Genomic DNA, 16,791 nt, shown 5'->3' with positions numbered 1-16,791 from the left:
CCGCCGGACGGTGCGGCCTGCCACGGCGGCGGCTGGGCGCCCGGCGGCGGAACCGGCCTCCAGGCCACCGGAGGCGCGGCCGGCGGCGGCGTTCCGGGCGTCGGGCCGGGAGCGGCCGGGTTGGTAGGTGGAGGGTGCCAGGTCACAGAGGTCTCCCCGGGGCGGCGGCGAAGACACGATGATCGCACGGCGGGCCGACGGAGGAGACCCGCGCTGATCGCTCGATCGCCACTCCACCACGGAGTCCGGTGGACCTGTGCGCAGCTCCGAGGTGCCGCGCCGGCGTGTCGTCACCGGGCCAGGTCGGCCGCGATCTCCGAGATCCGTCGAAGCGAGTCCGCCGGGGTCAGCGCGGCCTCCCGCAGGCCGGCGAAGGTCCGCAGATGCCCGGCCACCGCCTCGGGATGGTCGAGGACGTCCTCCAACCCGGTGCTCTCCAGGTAGACGACGTCGGCATCCGCGCCGGAGGCGTTGCGGACGACGATGAACTGGCCGAGCGGGGTGTAGACGGTCGAGGTGAACGGCAGCACCTGGATGGTGATCCGGCCGGAGCCGCCGAGGTCCACCAGATGCAGGAGCTGCTCCCGGATGACCTCCGCGCCGCCGGTCTGGCGATGCAGCGTCGCCTCATCGAGCACCACGAAAATGTCCGGCGGATCAGGACGGTCGAGGATCTCCCGCTGGCGCCGTAAACGCAGCGCCATCGAGGTCTGGGCCTCGGCCGAGTCGTCCAAATGGGGAATCGCCGCCCGCAGCACCGCCTGTGCGTACGCCTCCGTCTGGAGTAGACCGGGCATGCCGACGGATTGGTAGAAATACAGTTCCGACGATTCCGCCTCCAACCCGATGTACGAGTAATAGGCCGGTGGCACCGCGTCCCGATATGGTGACCACCAGGTACGTTGCCGGGACACCCGAGCCAGTTGTACGAGTTGGGCGACCTGCTCCGGGTCGCGTACCCGATAGTGGTCGAGCAACGCCTTGACGTCATTGGTGGAAATGGCGACGTAGCCCGCCTCGATGCGGATCAGCTTCGAGAGCGACCAGTCCATCGCGACGGCAACCTGCTCCTGGGTGAACCCGGCCGCCTCCCGGGCCCGACGAATCGCCGAGCGGAGTTTGCGGCGGCCCACGGACGGGCCAGGTGCGCTGGTCATCGGGAACACTCCACTTCAGACGGCCCGCAGCGGCCGAACGAGGGCAAATTCGGGTGATTCCGATCCCGTTCACATGCCACCTGGTCACCGAACACGTGCCGGAGCGCCAGACTTTCGGGCAGGCTACACGGACCGGCGAGGGCGGCACCACACAGACCGGCAGGGCCCGGCACCGTCGAAGCCGGCCGCGACGGACCGATCACGCGACGTACCCATTAACTGCCGGGACACCATAACCCCCGGTTATGTGCGCCCACGCCTACCTCGCCGTCACCGCCGCACACGCCGAAAAGGGGGATCCGAACCCGACCGACAAGGGCTCATCCCACTCACCTTGGGCGAGGTCCGCCGTCTCCTGGCACACCTGATCACCCGGGCTCGACCACTTGATCACATCCATCGATGGTCGCGGTGGCGTCGTCGCCATCAGTACCGGGCCAAAGTAAGCCACTACCAGCGAAGACACCGAATACAGCAGGTACGGCTGGAGTACTAAGTCGATGCAGCCGAGGGCAGAAGGTCCTGGTGCAGATCATCACGGGTTGCAGCTACGACCCACCGCCGTGCCGGGCGCCCACTCACGTAGTATCCCCATGTTTTGATCTGCAGCGGGGAGGAAGACCTACATGCGATGGAAGGTCCCGGCCGGCGTCCTGGTGGCGCTGGCCTTTTTGATTCCGGCGACACCGGCGGTGGCGCAAACCGAATCGCCCGGGCTGAACGAGAACTGCCAGACGGTCGAGCGCAAGGTGTACAAGGACATCCGCGAGCTTGTCACCATCGACCTGGATACCGCCACCGATCGAGAGGTGCGGGTGTTGACCGCCCAGATCCTGGCCGCGGCAAACGCCGACTCGTTCTCCGTTCTGCCTCGCGTGATACAGGAGCGGCTGAACGGTCCCGCGGACGAACTCCGCGCATTCCTCAAGGCGGACGTGCAGAAGGCCTGGTCAACGGATCTGCGGATCACGGTGGTCCGGACGTTGACCCGCGCTGGCGCAAACGTGAAGGCGGCCGCGCAGAAGGTGCTCGACGAGGCGGCCATCGATGCCTACCTGGCTTACCTGAACAACGGCCTGTACGCCGCGCGCGCGCTCGACTGCGCGGCTCAGCCCACACCCACACCCACAGCGACACCGAGCGCCACGCCCAGCGCCACGACGACCGTTGCACCGACCCCTACCTCCTCCGCCAGCCCGGGCGTCCCCGGCGGCGAGGGCGGTGGGCTGCCCGTGACCGGTGCCGGCACCGCGACCGTGGTCAGCATCGGCGGGGTGCTTCTGCTCCTCGGCTTCGCGAGCTACCTCGTCGGACGCCGACGCCGTTCCCGCTTCGTGGCATAGCTCACGCGACGCGTCCGGCTCGACGCTTCGTCGGGCCGGGCGCGATCAAGCCTCTCTCCCCCGGCACATCCAGACAGAAACGATCCTCACGTCCACCGGGCACTCCCAACATCAGTTTGTTGGGAGTGCCCGGTCGACATTTTCTGCCCAAGGACGGCGGGGACGCTGTCGGCCGGCGCCATCATTCGGAATACTCGCCGAGTGTTCACCTGATTACTCAGTGGCGGATTCTGCTGGTCGCCCGCCTTTGGAGGCATCCATGGTCACCCGCGTGAAGTGGTTATCCGGGGCAGCCGGCATCAGCCTGGTCGCGGCGTTACTGGTCGGGAACGGCGGCGTCGCGTCCGGCACCTCCCCTCGCGAGGCGAGCGACCGGCCCGGTCCCGTACCCGCCGCGCTCGTGCCGCCGGCCGGGAACGTCCCGTCCGCCGTCTACCTGGCCCGGGGTGTCCAGGTCTACCAGTGCACGGGCGGTGCGTGGACATTTGCGGAGCCGGCGGCGACCCTGACGGGACTCGGCCGGGCCGGGCTGCGGACCGCGGTGCACTTCCGGGGGCCGAGCTGGGAATCCACCAGGGACGGCTCCCTGGTGGAGGCAAGAGCGGTGGCCTCGTCGCCGGTCACCGGAAGCATCCCGGAGCTGCTCCTAGAGGCCACCCGCAACCGTGGCGAAGGCGACTTCGGCGCGGTGACCTACCTGCAGCGATTGGCCACCAGCGGCGGTGCCGCACCGCCCGGGGCCTGCGCCGACGGCGCCACGACCGGCGTGCCGTACCGCGCCGAGTACCGTCTCTTCGTCGCCAGCTGATCAACGCCGCCCGCCCGCCGCGCGCCAACGGACCCACCCGGCCGTCCGTCGGATGGCCGATGTCCTGCGCCGACCCGCCGAAGGCTGCCCTGGGCCCGCTTGTGCCGGCCGGACGGCAACCCGGCCGTACCCTGATCGGGCCGAGCGAAAAATCCTTGCCTCACGGGGCGGATCCGGCAAACCTGGATCCGCCAGGCGTTGCTTGGGCAGCCACCCGGACGAGCACGGCAGAGGCGGGAGGATCGCGGTGCATCCCTTGCGGGCGGACCATCAGCGGGGAATCTGCTGCCTCGTGGCCGCCGCCGGCTACGGCAAGACCACGGCGCTGCGCCGCTGGTTCCCCCGGGAGACCGCCCGGTGGTGCGGAGACGACGACGGGTCGTTGCACCAGCTCGTCGCCGACGCCGTCACCGCCGGCGACCGGCTGATCGTCGTCGACGACCTGCCGCGGACGTCGGCGGAGGAGCTCCACCCGCTGCTGGACGAGGTCGCGCGGTGGGAGCAGGACGTGACCGTCGTACTCGCCTCGCGGTGGCCACTGCCGCCACCGCCCGCCCGCTGGCTCGGCAGCGGCCTGTGGACCGAGCCGGGCCCGGCCGACCTGGCCCTCACTCCGGAACGGATCAGTGACCTGGTCGCCGACGAGTACGGCCTGTCCGACCCGGACCTCGGCGACCGGCTGTACGCGGCGACCGGCGGCTGGCCGACGCTCGTCCGCCTGTCCGCCGAAACGCTACGCCTGGACGGCGTACCGCCCGGTCCGCTGGCCCCGGCCCTCACCGAGCCCGGCGGCCCCATCGCACGGTACGTCGCCGGTGAGGTGCTCGGGGCGCTGCCGGCGGAGGCGACCCGACTGCTCCGCCAGGTCGGCGACCTGTCGCCGGTCAGTACGGAACTGTGTCGTGTGCTCGGTCATCGCGGTGCGCCGCGAATCGTTGACCTGTTGCGCCGCACCGGCCTGCTCACCCGGCCCGCCTGGTCGGCTGCCAGCCCGGGCGCGCCGCCCCCGGAGGAACACGTCGTGCCGGTGATCTTCGAGGTCGCCCGGCACGGCCATCGGCGACCAACCGCCGGCCGTACCGTCGGCACGGCCGCTGCCGCTGCCGCCTGGTACGACGAGCACGGTCCGCCGGTCGCCGCCGCCCGGGAGTACCTGCGGGCCGGGGACCATGCGCGGTGCGCCCGGGTGCTCGAGGTACACGGTGACCGGATGATCGCGGCGGGTCGGTCCCAGGCCGTGACCGAACTGGTCCCGGAGCTGCCGGAACAGCACCGCGGCCGGCGACTGCGCCTGCTGCTCGGCGACGCGCTGCGCACCCTGGGGAACCTGGGCGCGGCCGGTCGGGAGTACGACGCCGCGGCAGCCGCCGAGCCCGGCTGGGACGCCGGTCTCGCCTGGCGGATGGGTCGGATCCACTACCAGCGGGGTGATGCCCGAGGGGCGCTGGAGATCCTCGAACGGCGCCAGGCCCAGCCCGCTCCGCCGGCCGATCTGGCACTGCTGCTGGCCTGGACCGCACACGCCCACCTGCTGGCCGGCGACACCGACGCCGCCACCCGGTACGCGCGCCGGGCGCTGGCCGTCGGCACCGAGGCGGGGCAGGACAGCGTCCTGGCCACCACCCACCTCAGCGTCGCACTCTGCCTCGGCGTGGCCGGCGACATCGCGGGGAGCGAGGAGCACTACGCCTGCGCGTTGCCGATCGCGGAACGTACCGGCGACGTCCTGCTGCTCACCCGGATCTACACCAACCGCACGCACCAGTTCCTGCGTACCGGTCGGTTCGTCGACGGGCTGGCGATGGCCGAGCAGTCGGCCCGGTACGCGGCACTGGCCGGCGCCCCCAGCCTGCGGGCCATGGCGATGAGCAACGAGGCGGAGGCGCTGGCGATGCTCGGCCGGTACGACGAGGCGGTGAAGCGGTACGAGACGGCGCTGGCGCACTATCAGCGCAACGGCTCCCGCCGGTTCACCTACGCGCTGCTCGGACTGGGCGACCTGTACCGGCGCCGGGGTTGGCGGGAACAGGCCCGCGCCGCGTACGAGGAGACGGTCCGGGTCACCGAGGAGACCGGCAACGCCCACGTCCTGGTACCCGCGCTCGCCGGGCTGGCCCTGGTACGACTCGACGACGATGCCAAGGCCGCGGCGATGCACGCCGAACAGGCCGCCCGGGACGCCGCGGACGAGATCGTCGTGCCCGCCCTGCTGGCCCAGGGTTGGGTCGCACTCCGGATGACGGCGCCCGACCGGGCCGCCACGCTGGCCGAGGAGGCGGCCCGGATCGCCCGCGCCCAGGGCGACCGGGCCGCGCTGGCCGACGCGCTCGAACTGCGGGCCGCGACCGAACACGACCTCGACCGGGCCCGCGAGGCGCTGCGCGAGGCGTACGCGATCTGGAACCGGGCCGGGGCGGCGGTCGAGGCGGCCCGCATCCGCGTCGTACTCGGGCAGCTGCCCGGAGCCGGCATCGACGACCGGTTGGGCGGACTCCTCGCGGCCGAACAGCTCGCCCTCGCCGGCGCCCTGGTGGATCGGGCGGCGGGCATGTCCGGCGGACGGGCGCCCGGCGCCGGCCCGGTCTACCAGACGGTCGTGATCCAGGCCCTCGGGCGGTTCGAGGTGCACCTGGACGGCCACCCCGTCCCGGCCTCGCAGTGGCAGTCCCGCAAGGCACGCGACCTGGTACGGATCCTGGTCGCCCGGCGTGGCCGCCCGGTGCCCCGGGGCGAGCTGTGCGAACTGCTCTGGCCGGACGACGATCCGGAACGGACCGGGCACCGGCTGTCGGTCCTGCTCTCGATCGTCCGTGGAGTCCTCGATCCGACGAAGAGGTTCGCCCCCGACCACTTCCTCGTCGCCGACCAGTCGTGCATCGCGCTCGACGTCAGTCGGGTGCGGGTGGATGTCGAGGAGTTCCTCGCCCACGTCGCGCACGCCCGTCGTCTGGTGGAACGGGGCGCGCTGGCGGAGGGGCGGACGGTGCTGCTGGCCGCCGAACGCCAGTACCGCGCCGACGCGTTCGAGGACGAGCCGTACGCCGACTGGTCCGGTCCGCTGCGCGAGGAGGCGCGGGCGGCGTACCTCAGCCTGTTGCGGATACTGGCTCAGACCAGCCACGCCACCTCCGGCCCCACGGCGGCGGTGGAGTACCTGCTGCGGTTGCTGGAACGGGACCCGTACGATCAGCCGGCCCACCGGGCACTGGTCCGCGCGCTGGTGGCCGGCGGTCAACACGGCGAGGCACGCCGGGCCTTCATCCGGTACCGCGACGCGATGCAGGCCATCGGGGTACGCCCACCGGACGAACTCGTCCTCGTGCCGAGCCGGCCGGGTCGACAACCACCGGTACCGGATCGCCGCCGCCCGCCCGCGCCCGGCCGGTCGGAACCGACGAGCGGCCGGCCCCGGTAGCCCGCCGGACTTCGATGGCCGGCGGGATCCGGTGACCGGCCGGGTCGATGACCGGCGGTCGGTGGTTGGTCAGTGGAAGGCGGCCATGAGCAGGCCGGAGACGGTGACCGATCCGTCGCCGTCGGCATCGTCGTCCGCGTCGGCATCGGCGTCCCCGTCGGCGTCGGCATCGGCGACACCGGCCCGGCCGGCTCCGGTGGTGGCGACCGCCGCCCCCGGAAGCTGGCTCGCCTCGACCGCCTCGGCGCCCGCCAGCCGAAGATTCAGGCTGGGTACCAGTGCGCTGAGGAAGAACCCGCCCGAGCCCACCACGCTGGCACCGATGCCGTACACGTGCTGGTCCGGGTTGGGATCGTCGGTGGCGGCGGTCTTCGGCCAGGTGCCGTCGTGCGCGCTGCTGGCCTCCACGCGCGCGCCGGGCTGCCCAGTCATCTGGGTGGGCTCCTTGCAGACCCCGAATGCGGTGAGGCTCTCCGGCGCGACGCCGCCCGTGTGCACCCGCACACCCCCCAATCCGGATCCGAAGGCGACCTCGTCGACGTACGTCTGGTCCACCGATCCCTCGAACCGGAATCCGGTGCCGACCAGCCGGGTGTCGTCCGGGCAGTCCACCTCCGCCGTCGACGCCGACTCGACCGTGGCCGCCCTTCGCACCGGCGGGGTCCCGGACCGGTCGCAGATCGCGAACGCCATCAACGACCAGTCACCCTCGTACCCGGTCCGGGCCGTCGCGGTGACGGTCACCGAGGTCAGCTCGGGATTGGGCACCATCGCGGTCAGCACCACACCCCCGTTCCCGTTCACCACCCGGGCGCCCGCGGCGAAGACCGACCCCATCGTCTCCGTGCACTCCGCCACAACGATCTTGGTCGTGCTGTCGCTGTCGTCGACCTCCTCGACCCGTACCGGTGCGACTCCCCCCGCCTGGGCCGCCCCGTCCGGTACGACGACGAGACCCGCCGTACCCAGTGCCACGGCGACCACGCCGGCCGCCGTACGCCGCCCGATGTTCGCAGTACGCATTCCACTCCCCCAGTCCTCGCCGCCCCCGTACGGGTCGGCCACCACAGATGTTCCGGACGAACCTCAGGGTGGCGTCATGGTGTGCGGGGCGCCGTCGCGCCGAGCTGACACGCCGGCACGCCCCCGCCCAGAGCGAGCCGTGAGGTGACCCTGAGCCCTCGGCCGAAACTCGATGCCAGGAAGCCGCGGAATGGCCGGGGCGAAACAGGGGGAGACACAATGCGGGGCAGAAGAACGGCAATACGGATCCTGATGCTGGCCGTGGTGTGCGCGCTGGGACTGATCGGTGCGAGCCCGGCACAGGCATCGGTCGAGCGGACCGACCGCTTCTCCATTCTCGACGAGGGGCATGACTTCGGCGAGGGCGAACTGAACGGCTGGGGCAGACCCAGTGCGGACGCCCGGCTGGAATGGGACCTGGTCGCCGGCAGGTGGGAGCCCCGGCTCGTCGGACGACTCTTTCTCAACAACGCCAACGGCGAGTGCATCCGCATCCAGATGGTCGCCATCTACCAGAACGGGGTGACGACGACCCATTCCGACGACTCGTCCGAGTTCTGCGCACCGAACGGGCGGACCTGGTACAACGATGTCGACTTCACCCCGGTCAGCTCGGCGTACGTCGCCGTCGTCTACTTCCGGCTCCAGAGCGCGCCGGCGGGAGGCTGGACCTTCTCGACCGAGGCGCAGTCGCTGCCGTTCCTCGCGCCCTGGTGGCTGTAGTGGTAGCCGGGCGGTAGGCGTCCTCGCCGAACCGAACCGACGGCGGGGCAGGGCCGCCCGGCCCTGCCCCGCCGATCGTCTGTCAGGTGAGCGTCATCGCGAGCTGATCAGCGGCCCGGAGACGACCTTCCCGTTGACGGTGAACTCCGTGTACGCCCAGTGCTCGACGTTCGGCAGCGTGGACGTCGGCGTCAACGCGACGGTGTAGTAGTTCCCGCGCACGAGATTCGTGGTCGTGCTGCCGCCCGAATCGGTGACCCGAACCGTCGCGCCGGTGTAGCTACCGCTGCGGGCCAGGACCGTGGCGGCGAACTGGTAGTTGACCGTGCCCCCCGCCGTCGCGCCGCGCTGCGCGTGCACGTACGCGGTGTACGTGCCGGCCGTGGGCAGATAGAGCACCCCCCGTTCGTTGCTGCTCCAGTAGTCGAGACTCTGGCTGACCAGCTTGCCGTTCCGGTAGACGTACAGATCGAGATTGGCGTTGCCGGAGGCCGACAGCTGGACGATCAGGCCGGCCGATCCCGAGGGGACCGTGATGCTGTGCGACCGAATGTTGTCCCCCGCGCGGTCGAAGAACGTCGCGGGGTACGCCGTGGACAGGCTGGAACTGCTCCAGGACACCGACCGGTAGCCGGTGGTCCGGGTGCTCACCTGCCCGCTGAAACCCGGCTGGAACATCATCTGCCCGGACGCGCCCGTCCAGCCGTACTGGATCGGCGCGTCGGTGTCGTCATGGGTCCTCGGGTTGAAGCCCCACGGCCTCCCCGCCACGGTGATCCGGACCGAGTGCGCCGAACTGGTCCAGGTGATGGCACCCGTGGTGTACCGGTCGAAGGGTGCCGAGCCGCGGTCGATGGTGATCGCGACGGTGACCGAGTTGCCCGGCGCGACGGTGATGCTCGACGGGTTCGTGGTGACCGTCATGCCGGTCAGGCCGGAGACGCTGGGCTGGTACGTCTCCTGCGTGCTTCCGACGTTGGTGAACCTCCGGTTCACGGTCAGCGTCCGCGTTCCGTCGTACTCCCGCAACGCGATCGACGGCAGGTTGAGTTCCTTGCCGTCCGGCGCGGCGGCGTCCCGGAACGCGGTCAGCTCGGACGCCGACGGCGTCACGACCAGGCCGGGGTTGTTGGCCCGGGTCGGGTCGGCCATCCCGCTGCCCTGTTTCAACGGCGTGCTGGTGCCCACCGTGTCGGTCGCGGTGGTTCGCAGGGCCGAGGCGATCGTGCCGGGCGACCAGCCGGAGTGCAGACCCTTCAGGATGGCGGCCATGCCGGCAACGTGCGGTGTGGCCATCGAGGTACCCGAGTACGCGTCGAAGTCGCGGCCGTCGTTGCCGGGCGGCGCCACGGCAGCGACCACATCGGTGCCCTGGGCCACCAGGTCCGGCTTCTGAAGTCCGGTGTGGACCTGGTCCGGCCCGTACGAGGAGAAGTTGACCACGCTCGGCACGCCCACGCTCGAACCGTCACCACCGTTCGACACAGTGGCCGTACCGTCGGTCGGGTGCCGTTGCAGGTAGGTGAGGAGCGGTCCGGCCTGCTCGCGGTCCCACAGACTGATCGTCGGGAAGTTGTAGAAGTTGCTGACCCGCTTGACGTCGACGTCGTTGAACAGGATCACCGCGGCGCCGCCCTTGGCCTTCACCTCTTTGACGGCGTCGAACTTGTCGGTGTATCTGCAGGCAACGATCTTGCCCTGCACCTTGGTGGCGTCGAGCGAGCCCCCGTAGCAGGTGGCGTTGCCGTCCGTCGACGCCTGGCTGGCGTCGATCAGTGACTTCGCCGTGCCGCCGGGCAGCAGGTCCAGCGACGTTCCGACGACCGTACGCCCGTCGCCGAGCCGCAACGTGGCCTCGCGGGCGTTGGTGATCGCCGCACCCACCGTGGTGACCCAGGGGTACGTGTTGCTGATGGTGGCGGACTTTCCGTCGTTGCCCGCGGCGGCGGACACGAACACCCCGGCCAGGTTGGCGTTGAGGAACGCGTTGCCGATGGCGTCGTTGGGGACGTAGTCGCCGCCGTCGTAGCCGACGGAGTAGTTGATCACCTGCACACCGTCGGCGACCGCGGCGTCGATCGCCGCGATGATGTCGGCGTCCGTGCCGCCGCCGTCCCAGAGTGCCTTGTACACCGCGATCTGCGCGTCCGGCGCCACTCCCGCGATGGGACCGAAGTCCCGCCCGTTGACCACGGTGTTCTGGACGGGCTCTCCGGCCGCCGTCGAGGCGGTGTGGGAGCCGTGCCCGAGCACGTCGCGGGCCGAGAGCACCTCGTTGGCGGGGAGCGACCCGTACCAGGCAAGGTAGTCGGTGGCGAAGTACCGGGCGCCGACGATCTTGCCGTTGCAGGCGGACGCGGGGAACTGGTCACCGGTCTGGCAGGTGCCGTGCCAGCCCGGCGGCGCCGACATCGTCGCGGCGAACGACGCGCTCTCCGGCCAGATTCCGGAGTCGATCACCCCGATCACGACCCCGGCGCCGGTCCCGGGCGCGGCCAGGCTGGCCCGGTTCAGTGCCGGCCCGCCGCTGGTGCGCCCGGCGACCGTGCCGGTGGGCACCGATCGACCGGCACCGGTCCCGGTCCAGCCGGTCGACGGCTGCCGCGCGCCCGTCGGGGTCGTGGACTGCGCGCGGACCCTGCGCGTCTCGGTGACGGCCGCGACCCGCGGGTCCTTCCGCAGCGCGGCAACCTGCTTCGGGGACAGCGTCGCCGAGAAGCCGTTGAACGCCGTCGTGTACGTCTGGTCTGCCTTCAGGTCCACCTCGGACAGCACGGCCGAACGGGTAGCCGTCAGGTGGTCCCGGTAACTGCGTGCCGCGCCCGAGTGCGCGTCGAACTTCTCGCCCGGATCCGGACGGGTGGCGGGGACCTTGGCCACCCCGCCGGTGTACGCCGCCACCGGCGGCTCGGCGAGCCGGACCACGTACCGGTCCGTCTTGGCGCTCTTTGCCGCAGCCGCGGGTCGGCGCTCGGTACCGCCGGTCAGGGATACCGGCGCGGAATCGTCCGCGAGCACCGGGGTCGATTGGATGAAACTCGCACCGGTCGCCAACAGGAGGGCGACGAGCGGTGCTGCCACCCGAAGTTTCGAGGAATGGTTGACGGTAGCCACCTGGCTCCTTTCCGAATGCCGAAAGGCATCCGACAACAGCAGGACTACGCCAGGCCGAAGGGCACGTTGATGTCCATCGAATCCCCCGTGTAGTCATCGATTGATCGTGATGGTACGGATCCCACGGGGTGTCCAAGTGTCCAATTGGGCGGGGGAAAAAGTGATTCACACGTCAGCCGATTCCGCGAATGCGGATCACCTGGCAGTTGGCGCCGATCCGTTCAGATCTTGGGAATGATCGCGGCAATTGTGGTGGCGAGGAGCGGACCGATGATCACCAGCCCGGACTGCAGTTCACCGAGGGAGGTGCGGTTGACCCCGAGGATCTCCTCCATCTTGATCCGGTCCTCCGCGGCGGTGACCAGGTCCGCCTTGGCCACGTGGGCGATGTCGGAGAACTCGTCCACGTACACCTGACAGCGGCGACGCAACAGGGTGGCCGCCGGAACGTGCATCAGCGCGATGAGGATCGAACCGGCCGCGCCGATGACCAACGCGGTCGACTGCGGAATCTTCTCCGAACTGCCCCAACCGACGGCGGCGGCACCGACCAGCACCATCATCAGCAGCAACGAACCCATCATCTGCAGCACGCGGGCCAGGATCCGGCGCAGCCGCATCAACGCGGCCAACTGTTCGCCCGGGGCGCCGGTGAGGCCACGCATCGCGACGACCCGTAGTCCCGCGAGCGTCGCCCCGGCCGGCAACGCCCCGAGCACGACGATCGACACGAACGCCAGGGACCGCCAGGTGAGCCCACGGCCCAGGATGGCGTACGCGGTGCCGACGGCGCCGGCCACCAGCACCAGGAAGACCACCAGCGAAGGAAGGACCCGCCGTACCGGCACTCGCTGGATCTGTTGCAGGTCATGCCAGCGGGCGACACCGGAGCCGATCGTCGATCCGCTCAGCGCGCCGAGCACCCCGGCGACGCAGGCCCACAGGATCCACTGTGCACGGAACTCGGGCAGGTGCCGGTCCGGGTTCGTGAAGGCCACCCAGAGCGCCACCGCCGCGCCTGCCATCATCATCAACGTACGCACCACGCGCGGCCAGCCTTCCAGGCCGAGCGGGCGGGGCGTGGCCACCGGCGGCGTCGCCACCGCCCCCTCGGAGACGACGGGCGCCGGTGCGGTGCGGGAGGCCTCCAGGGCGGTCATGGCAAGCGACTCTAAAGGACCTGAGATATCCCCGACGGGACGGGCCACGGGCGGTTGTGACAGGACCATGACATGACGCGGACGGGATCCGCATCCGGACGGTCCATCCTTGCCTGGTGCATCTGACATCCCCGTACCCGTCCGGAACGGCGCTCCGGTCGTCGGGCCGGTTCGCCGGTCCGGCGCCGGGCGGCCGGCTGCTCCGCGCCGCGCTCGGTTACCTGCTCGCGTTCACCCTGACCGCTGTCGGGTTCGTCTGGACCGCCGCAGGGCAACGCCTCGACGGCGCGCTGCTGCCCCGGGCCGAACGAGGTGGCGGGTACGAGCAGCCGACCGACCTGGTGGAGCCGGCGAAGACCGTGCTGTTCTGGTTCGGTGACCCGGCCGTGCTGGGTCTCCTGCTCGTCGGGGTGCTGGTGCTGGGCGTGCTGGCCCGGCGGCCGTGGGCGGGGGTGATGGGCATCGCCCTGGTCGGCGCCACGGCGGTCCTCTCGAGCGTGGCCAAGCAGGTGATCCTCCGGCCGGATCTCGCGGTGGCCACCTCGACGACGCACAACAGCTTCCCCAGCGGTCACGTCTCCGTGGCGATGGCGTTGCTGCTCGCGGTCCTGCTCGTGCTCCCCGCGCCGGCCCGGTGGTGGTTCGCCGTCCCGGGCGCGATGGGGGTCTCGGTCGTCGCCGCGGCCACGATGATCGCGGGGTGGCACCGGTTCAGTGACGTGTGCGGCGGGGTGCTGCTGGTGGCGGTGCTGTTCTGCCTGGCCGCCGCGCCGCTGGCCCGAAGCCGCGACGGAGTTGGCCCCGGCGCCGGCCCGGCCGGCGTCCTGGTGGGGCTGCTCTGCCTGCTGGGCGGCGTGGCCGTGCTCGGCCTGCTGGGCGGCGTGGCCGTGCTCGGCCTGCTGGGCGGCGAGCCGCTGGTCGCCCCGGACGCGGCGTCGTCCGGGCCCGGCGGGATGTTCGTCGCGATCATGACCGGAAGTGGGCTCATTGTCCTGGTCGTCGTCACCATCCTGGTTCTGGTGCGTTCGGCGGACTTCGTCGGCCCGGTGCGGAAACGCCGGATGGACCCCGTCCACCCGGTTTCGGCCGCCAGCCCCCGGGCGGAACCGGACAGCGGGGCAGCGGAGGGCCGATGGTCACCCCAAGACATGATCCACTGGGCTACTTCGGATGGAATGCGATAGTTGGTGGCATGTCACGGGTGCTGCTGATCGAGGACCACCAGACGGTGCGCGACGGGCTCCACCTGGCCCTGAGCCGCCAGGGCCACACCGTGGACGCCGTGGCGACCGGTGAGCAGGGACTGGCCCGGCTGCGCGCGGACACCGCCGACGTCGTCGTCCTCGACCTCATGCTGCCCGGCATGGACGGGTTCGAGGTCTGCCGTCGGATCCGGTCCTCCGGCGACCTGCCGATCATCATGCTCACCGCCCGCAACGACGACATGGACGTGGTAGCCGGCCTGGAGGCCGGCGCCGACGACTACGTGGTCAAGCCGGTCCAGGCCCGGGTGCTGGAGGCACGGATCCGCGCGGTGCTGCGACGGACCGGCGGCGAGCCCCGGCAGTCCGACCCGGAGCCGGCGGTCGAACGGCACGGCGCCCTGACCATCGACCGGGCCGCGCTGGTGGTCAGCAGGGCCGGGACGCCGATCAGCCTCGCCCCGACCGAACTGCGTCTGCTGCTCGAACTCTCCGGCACGCCGGGCCGGGTGCTGAGCCGCCAGCAACTGCTGGAGGCGGTCTGGGAACACGGCTACCTCGGTGACTCCCGATTGGTCGACGCCTGCGTGCAGCGGCTGCGGGCGAAGATCGAGGACGATACGACGGCGCCGGTCTACGTGCAGACCGTCCGCGGCTTCGGCTACCGGTTCGGCCCGTTGTGAGCAGCGGATGAAGTGGACGAAAGTCGCGATGGATCGGTCGTGGTGGCCGGCCGGACTGCGGGTACGGCTCCTGCTCGCCTTCGCGTCGCTCGGCCTGACCACCACGGCGGTGGTCGCCGGGGCCGGCTACGTCCAGGCCCGCGACGTCATCCTGCAACAGGCCCAGGACGCGGCCGTCGTCACGCTGACGGAACAGATCGCCCAGCTCGGCCCGATCCGGAGCCTGCCACCGAGCCAGGCCGACCTCGACGCGATCGCCGCCGGCCTGGCCAACCGCGACGACTCCGTGATCGCCGTCTACCAGGACCGAAGCTCCTCGCACGACCAGACCTCGGCGATGCTTCCACCAAAGCTGCGGGCGAAGGTGGGTGGTGGCCGGGTCGTCTGGCAACGCCAGTCCGAACGGGGACGTCCGTACCTGGTGATCGGGACCCAACTGATGCTCGACGAGTCGGAAGGTACGCCGCGACCGTCCGGGCTGGAGGTCTACCGAGTGCACAGCCTGGTGGCCGAGCAGGTCAGCATCGACCGGCTCGCCGGATGGGCATGGCTGACCGGCGGGCTGTCGCTGGCATTCGCCGTACTGCTCGCGCTGCTCGCCGCCCGGGGCGTGCTGCGGCCGGTCCGGGAACTCGGCGAGGCGGCCCGCCGGCTCGGTGACGGGGACCTGACCACCCGGCTCACGGTCCACGGCTCCGACGAACTCGCCGGCGTGGCCCGTACCTTCAACTACACCGCCGAACGGCTGGAACGGCAGGTCGGCGAGCTGCGCCGGATGGAGGCGGATGCCCGGCGCTTCGTGGCCGACGTCTCGCACGAACTCCGTACCCCGCTGGCGGCGATGACCGCGGTCACCGACGTACTGGACGAGGAGGCGCCGCGGCTGCCCGGGGACGCCGGACGAGCCGCGCGGATGGTCAGCCAGGAGACGCAGAACCTCACCCAGCTCGTGACGGACCTCATCGAGGTCACCCGGTTCGACTCCGGCACGGCGGCACTCAACCTGGACGACGTCGACGTGGCCGCGGCGGTACGGGCAACGCTGCGCGGCCGGGGCTGGACCGATCGTGTGGTGACCGACCTGCCGCCGGGCACGCTGGCCCGGATCGACCCTCGTCGACTGGATGTGATCATGGCCAACCTGGTCGGCAACGCGCTGCGGCACGGCGCTCCGCCGGTATCGGTACGGCTGCGCGCCGAGCCGGACTGGATCGTCCTGTCGGTCCACGACAGCGGTCCGGGCCTGGACCCGGGGGTGCTGCCCCGCGTCTTCGACCGCTTCTACAAGGCGGACAGCGCCCGGACCCGATCCGAGGGCAGCGGCCTCGGCCTCGCCATCGCCTGGGAGAACGCCCGGCTGCACCGGGCCGGCGCGCACCGGGGCGGCCTTGAGGCGGGCAACGATCCGGCCGGTGGAGCGGTGTTCACGCTCCGCCTGCCGCGCCGTTGCGTGGATCCGTCGCCGCCGGCCGACCATCGACTGCCGGCCGACCATCGACTGCCGGCCGACCATCGACTTCCGGCCGACCATCGACTTCCGGCCGACGGGGCGACCCGGTGACCGGCCGCGCCCGGCGGTGCGCGCTGCCCGCCGCCATCGCGCTGCTGCTGGCCGTCGCCACCGGATGTGGCGTACGCCCCAGCGCTGTCATCACCGGCGGCGCGGCGCCGGTGGGACCGGCCCAGGGAGTCAGCCTCTTCTTCGTGGCGGACCACCACCTCGTGCCGGTACTGCGTCCGACCAACCCGGCGGGCTCGATCGACAACGCGCTCGCACTGCTGCTCGCCGGCCCGGATCCGACGGAGCGGACGCTGGGCTACAGCACCGAGATCCCGGCGGACACCGGGCCGGCCGAGACGACCTCCGACCCGTCCGGTACGACGGTGCGGCTTCCCGGCGGTGTGACGGCGCTCTCGCCGACGGCGGTCGACCAGATCGTCTGCACCGTCCGGACCACCGTGCCGGACGGCGGTACGGCCGACACCTCGGCCGTGGTCACGCTCACCGGCCCGGACGGGAGCCGGGGGCCACTGACCTGCTCGCAGCCGGAGTGCCCGGTCCCGGCGGACGGGGCGGGCGGGGACTCCTCCGGTCAGCCCCGGTGTTCGCCGTCCAACTCACCTGTCTCCTATACACATCCCCGAGCCCACGAGACCGGAGCC

12 protein-coding genes are annotated in these 16,791 nt (G+C 71.3%); 8 read left to right on the top strand and 4 right to left on the bottom strand.

Going from position 1 to position 16,791, the window contains the following annotated elements; genetic code table 11:
• Positions 1-290 precede the first annotated feature (290 nt).
• Positions 291-1,157: a helix-turn-helix domain-containing protein gene (locus I0C86_RS02670; RefSeq protein ID WP_196199576.1), complete on the bottom strand. Its 867-nt coding sequence runs from the start codon at positions 1,155-1,157 to the stop codon at positions 291-293.
• A gap of 626 nt (positions 1,158-1,783) precedes the next feature.
• Here I0C86_RS02670 and I0C86_RS02665 point away from each other — a divergent pair.
• The 3 genes from I0C86_RS02665 (at position 1,784) to I0C86_RS44730 (ending at position 6,723) form a co-directional block, all read left to right on the top strand.
• Entirely contained in the window at positions 1,784-2,500 is a 717-nt protein-coding gene (locus tag I0C86_RS02665; RefSeq protein WP_196199575.1) for an LPXTG cell wall anchor domain-containing protein, read from the top strand.
• A gap of 271 nt (positions 2,501-2,771) precedes the next feature.
• Positions 2,772-3,308, top strand: coding sequence for a DUF3455 domain-containing protein (locus I0C86_RS02660; RefSeq protein ID WP_196199574.1), 537 nt, complete (start codon positions 2,772-2,774; stop codon positions 3,306-3,308).
• A gap of 247 nt (positions 3,309-3,555) precedes the next feature.
• On the top strand, positions 3,556-6,723 hold the full coding sequence (locus tag I0C86_RS44730; protein ID WP_196199573.1) for a BTAD domain-containing putative transcriptional regulator: 3,168 nt from the start codon (positions 3,556-3,558) through the stop codon (positions 6,721-6,723).
• Positions 6,724-6,792: 69 nt separating this feature from the next.
• Here the strand turns inward: I0C86_RS44730 and I0C86_RS02650 are convergent, their stop codons facing one another.
• Entirely contained in the window at positions 6,793-7,746 is a 954-nt protein-coding gene (locus I0C86_RS02650; protein ID WP_196199572.1) for a hypothetical protein, read from the bottom strand.
• 219 nt (positions 7,747-7,965) lie between these two features.
• Between I0C86_RS02650 and I0C86_RS02645 the strand changes: the two genes are divergently transcribed.
• Positions 7,966-8,469 carry a hypothetical protein gene (locus I0C86_RS02645; RefSeq protein WP_196199571.1) on the top strand — a complete coding sequence of 168 codons (504 nt, stop codon included), beginning with the start codon at positions 7,966-7,968 and terminating at the stop codon, positions 8,467-8,469.
• 93 nt (positions 8,470-8,562) lie between these two features.
• On the opposite strand, the gene I0C86_RS02640 is transcribed toward I0C86_RS02645, so the two are convergent.
• Both I0C86_RS02640 and I0C86_RS02635 read right to left on the bottom strand, forming a co-directional pair.
• Complete coding sequence (locus tag I0C86_RS02640) at positions 8,563-11,583, bottom strand: S8 family serine peptidase (RefSeq protein ID WP_196199570.1); 3,021 nt, start codon at positions 11,581-11,583, stop codon at positions 8,563-8,565.
• A 221-nt stretch (positions 11,584-11,804) separates the two neighbouring features.
• A complete protein-coding gene (locus tag I0C86_RS02635; RefSeq protein ID WP_196199569.1) occupies positions 11,805-12,743 on the bottom strand; it encodes a hypothetical protein in 939 nt (312 codons plus the stop codon).
• Between the two features lie 116 nt (positions 12,744-12,859).
• Here I0C86_RS02635 and I0C86_RS02630 point away from each other — a divergent pair, with 116 nt between their 5' ends.
• From I0C86_RS02630 to I0C86_RS02615, 4 genes are all read left to right on the top strand, one after another.
• Positions 12,860-13,927 carry a phosphatase PAP2 family protein gene (locus I0C86_RS02630; RefSeq protein WP_196199568.1) on the top strand — a complete coding sequence of 356 codons (1,068 nt, stop codon included), beginning with the start codon at positions 12,860-12,862 and terminating at the stop codon, positions 13,925-13,927.
• 8 nt (positions 13,928-13,935) lie between these two features.
• On the top strand, positions 13,936-14,628 hold the full coding sequence (locus tag I0C86_RS02625) for a response regulator transcription factor (protein ID WP_196199567.1): 693 nt from the start codon (positions 13,936-13,938) through the stop codon (positions 14,626-14,628).
• Between the two features lie 7 nt (positions 14,629-14,635).
• A complete protein-coding gene (locus I0C86_RS02620) occupies positions 14,636-16,189 on the top strand; it encodes a sensor histidine kinase (protein ID WP_230393435.1) in 1,554 nt (517 codons plus the stop codon).
• A partial coding sequence (locus tag I0C86_RS02615; RefSeq protein ID WP_196199566.1) for a hypothetical protein occupies positions 16,186-16,791 on the top strand: 606 nt, incomplete at its 3' end. The genes I0C86_RS02620 and I0C86_RS02615, both read left to right, overlap by 4 nt.

The sequence above is a fragment of the Plantactinospora alkalitolerans genome (assembly GCF_015690345.1).
Taxonomy (GTDB): domain Bacteria; phylum Actinomycetota; class Actinomycetes; order Mycobacteriales; family Micromonosporaceae; genus Plantactinospora; species Plantactinospora alkalitolerans.
This window is presented reverse-complemented; position numbering and strand designations above follow the sequence as displayed.

What these genes read in the sequence shown, in the direction of transcription:
- I0C86_RS02670 (WP_196199576.1), bottom strand. Translation starts at nt 1,157, where the DNA reads ATGACCAGCGCACCTGGCCCGTCCGTGGGCCGCCGCAAACTCCGCTCG.
- I0C86_RS02665 (WP_196199575.1), top strand. Translation starts at nt 1,784, where the DNA reads ATGCGATGGAAGGTCCCGGCCGGCGTCCTGGTGGCGCTGGCCTTTTTG.
- I0C86_RS02650 (WP_196199572.1), bottom strand. Translation starts at nt 7,746, where the DNA reads ATGCGTACTGCGAACATCGGGCGGCGTACGGCGGCCGGCGTGGTCGCC.
- I0C86_RS02645 (WP_196199571.1), top strand. Translation starts at nt 7,966, where the DNA reads ATGCGGGGCAGAAGAACGGCAATACGGATCCTGATGCTGGCCGTGGTG.
- I0C86_RS02635 (WP_196199569.1), bottom strand. Translation starts at nt 12,743, where the DNA reads ATGACCGCCCTGGAGGCCTCCCGCACCGCACCGGCGCCCGTCGTCTCC.
- I0C86_RS02625 (WP_196199567.1), top strand. Translation starts at nt 13,936, where the DNA reads ATGTCACGGGTGCTGCTGATCGAGGACCACCAGACGGTGCGCGACGGG.
- I0C86_RS02620 (WP_230393435.1), top strand. Translation starts at nt 14,636, where the DNA reads ATGAAGTGGACGAAAGTCGCGATGGATCGGTCGTGGTGGCCGGCCGGA.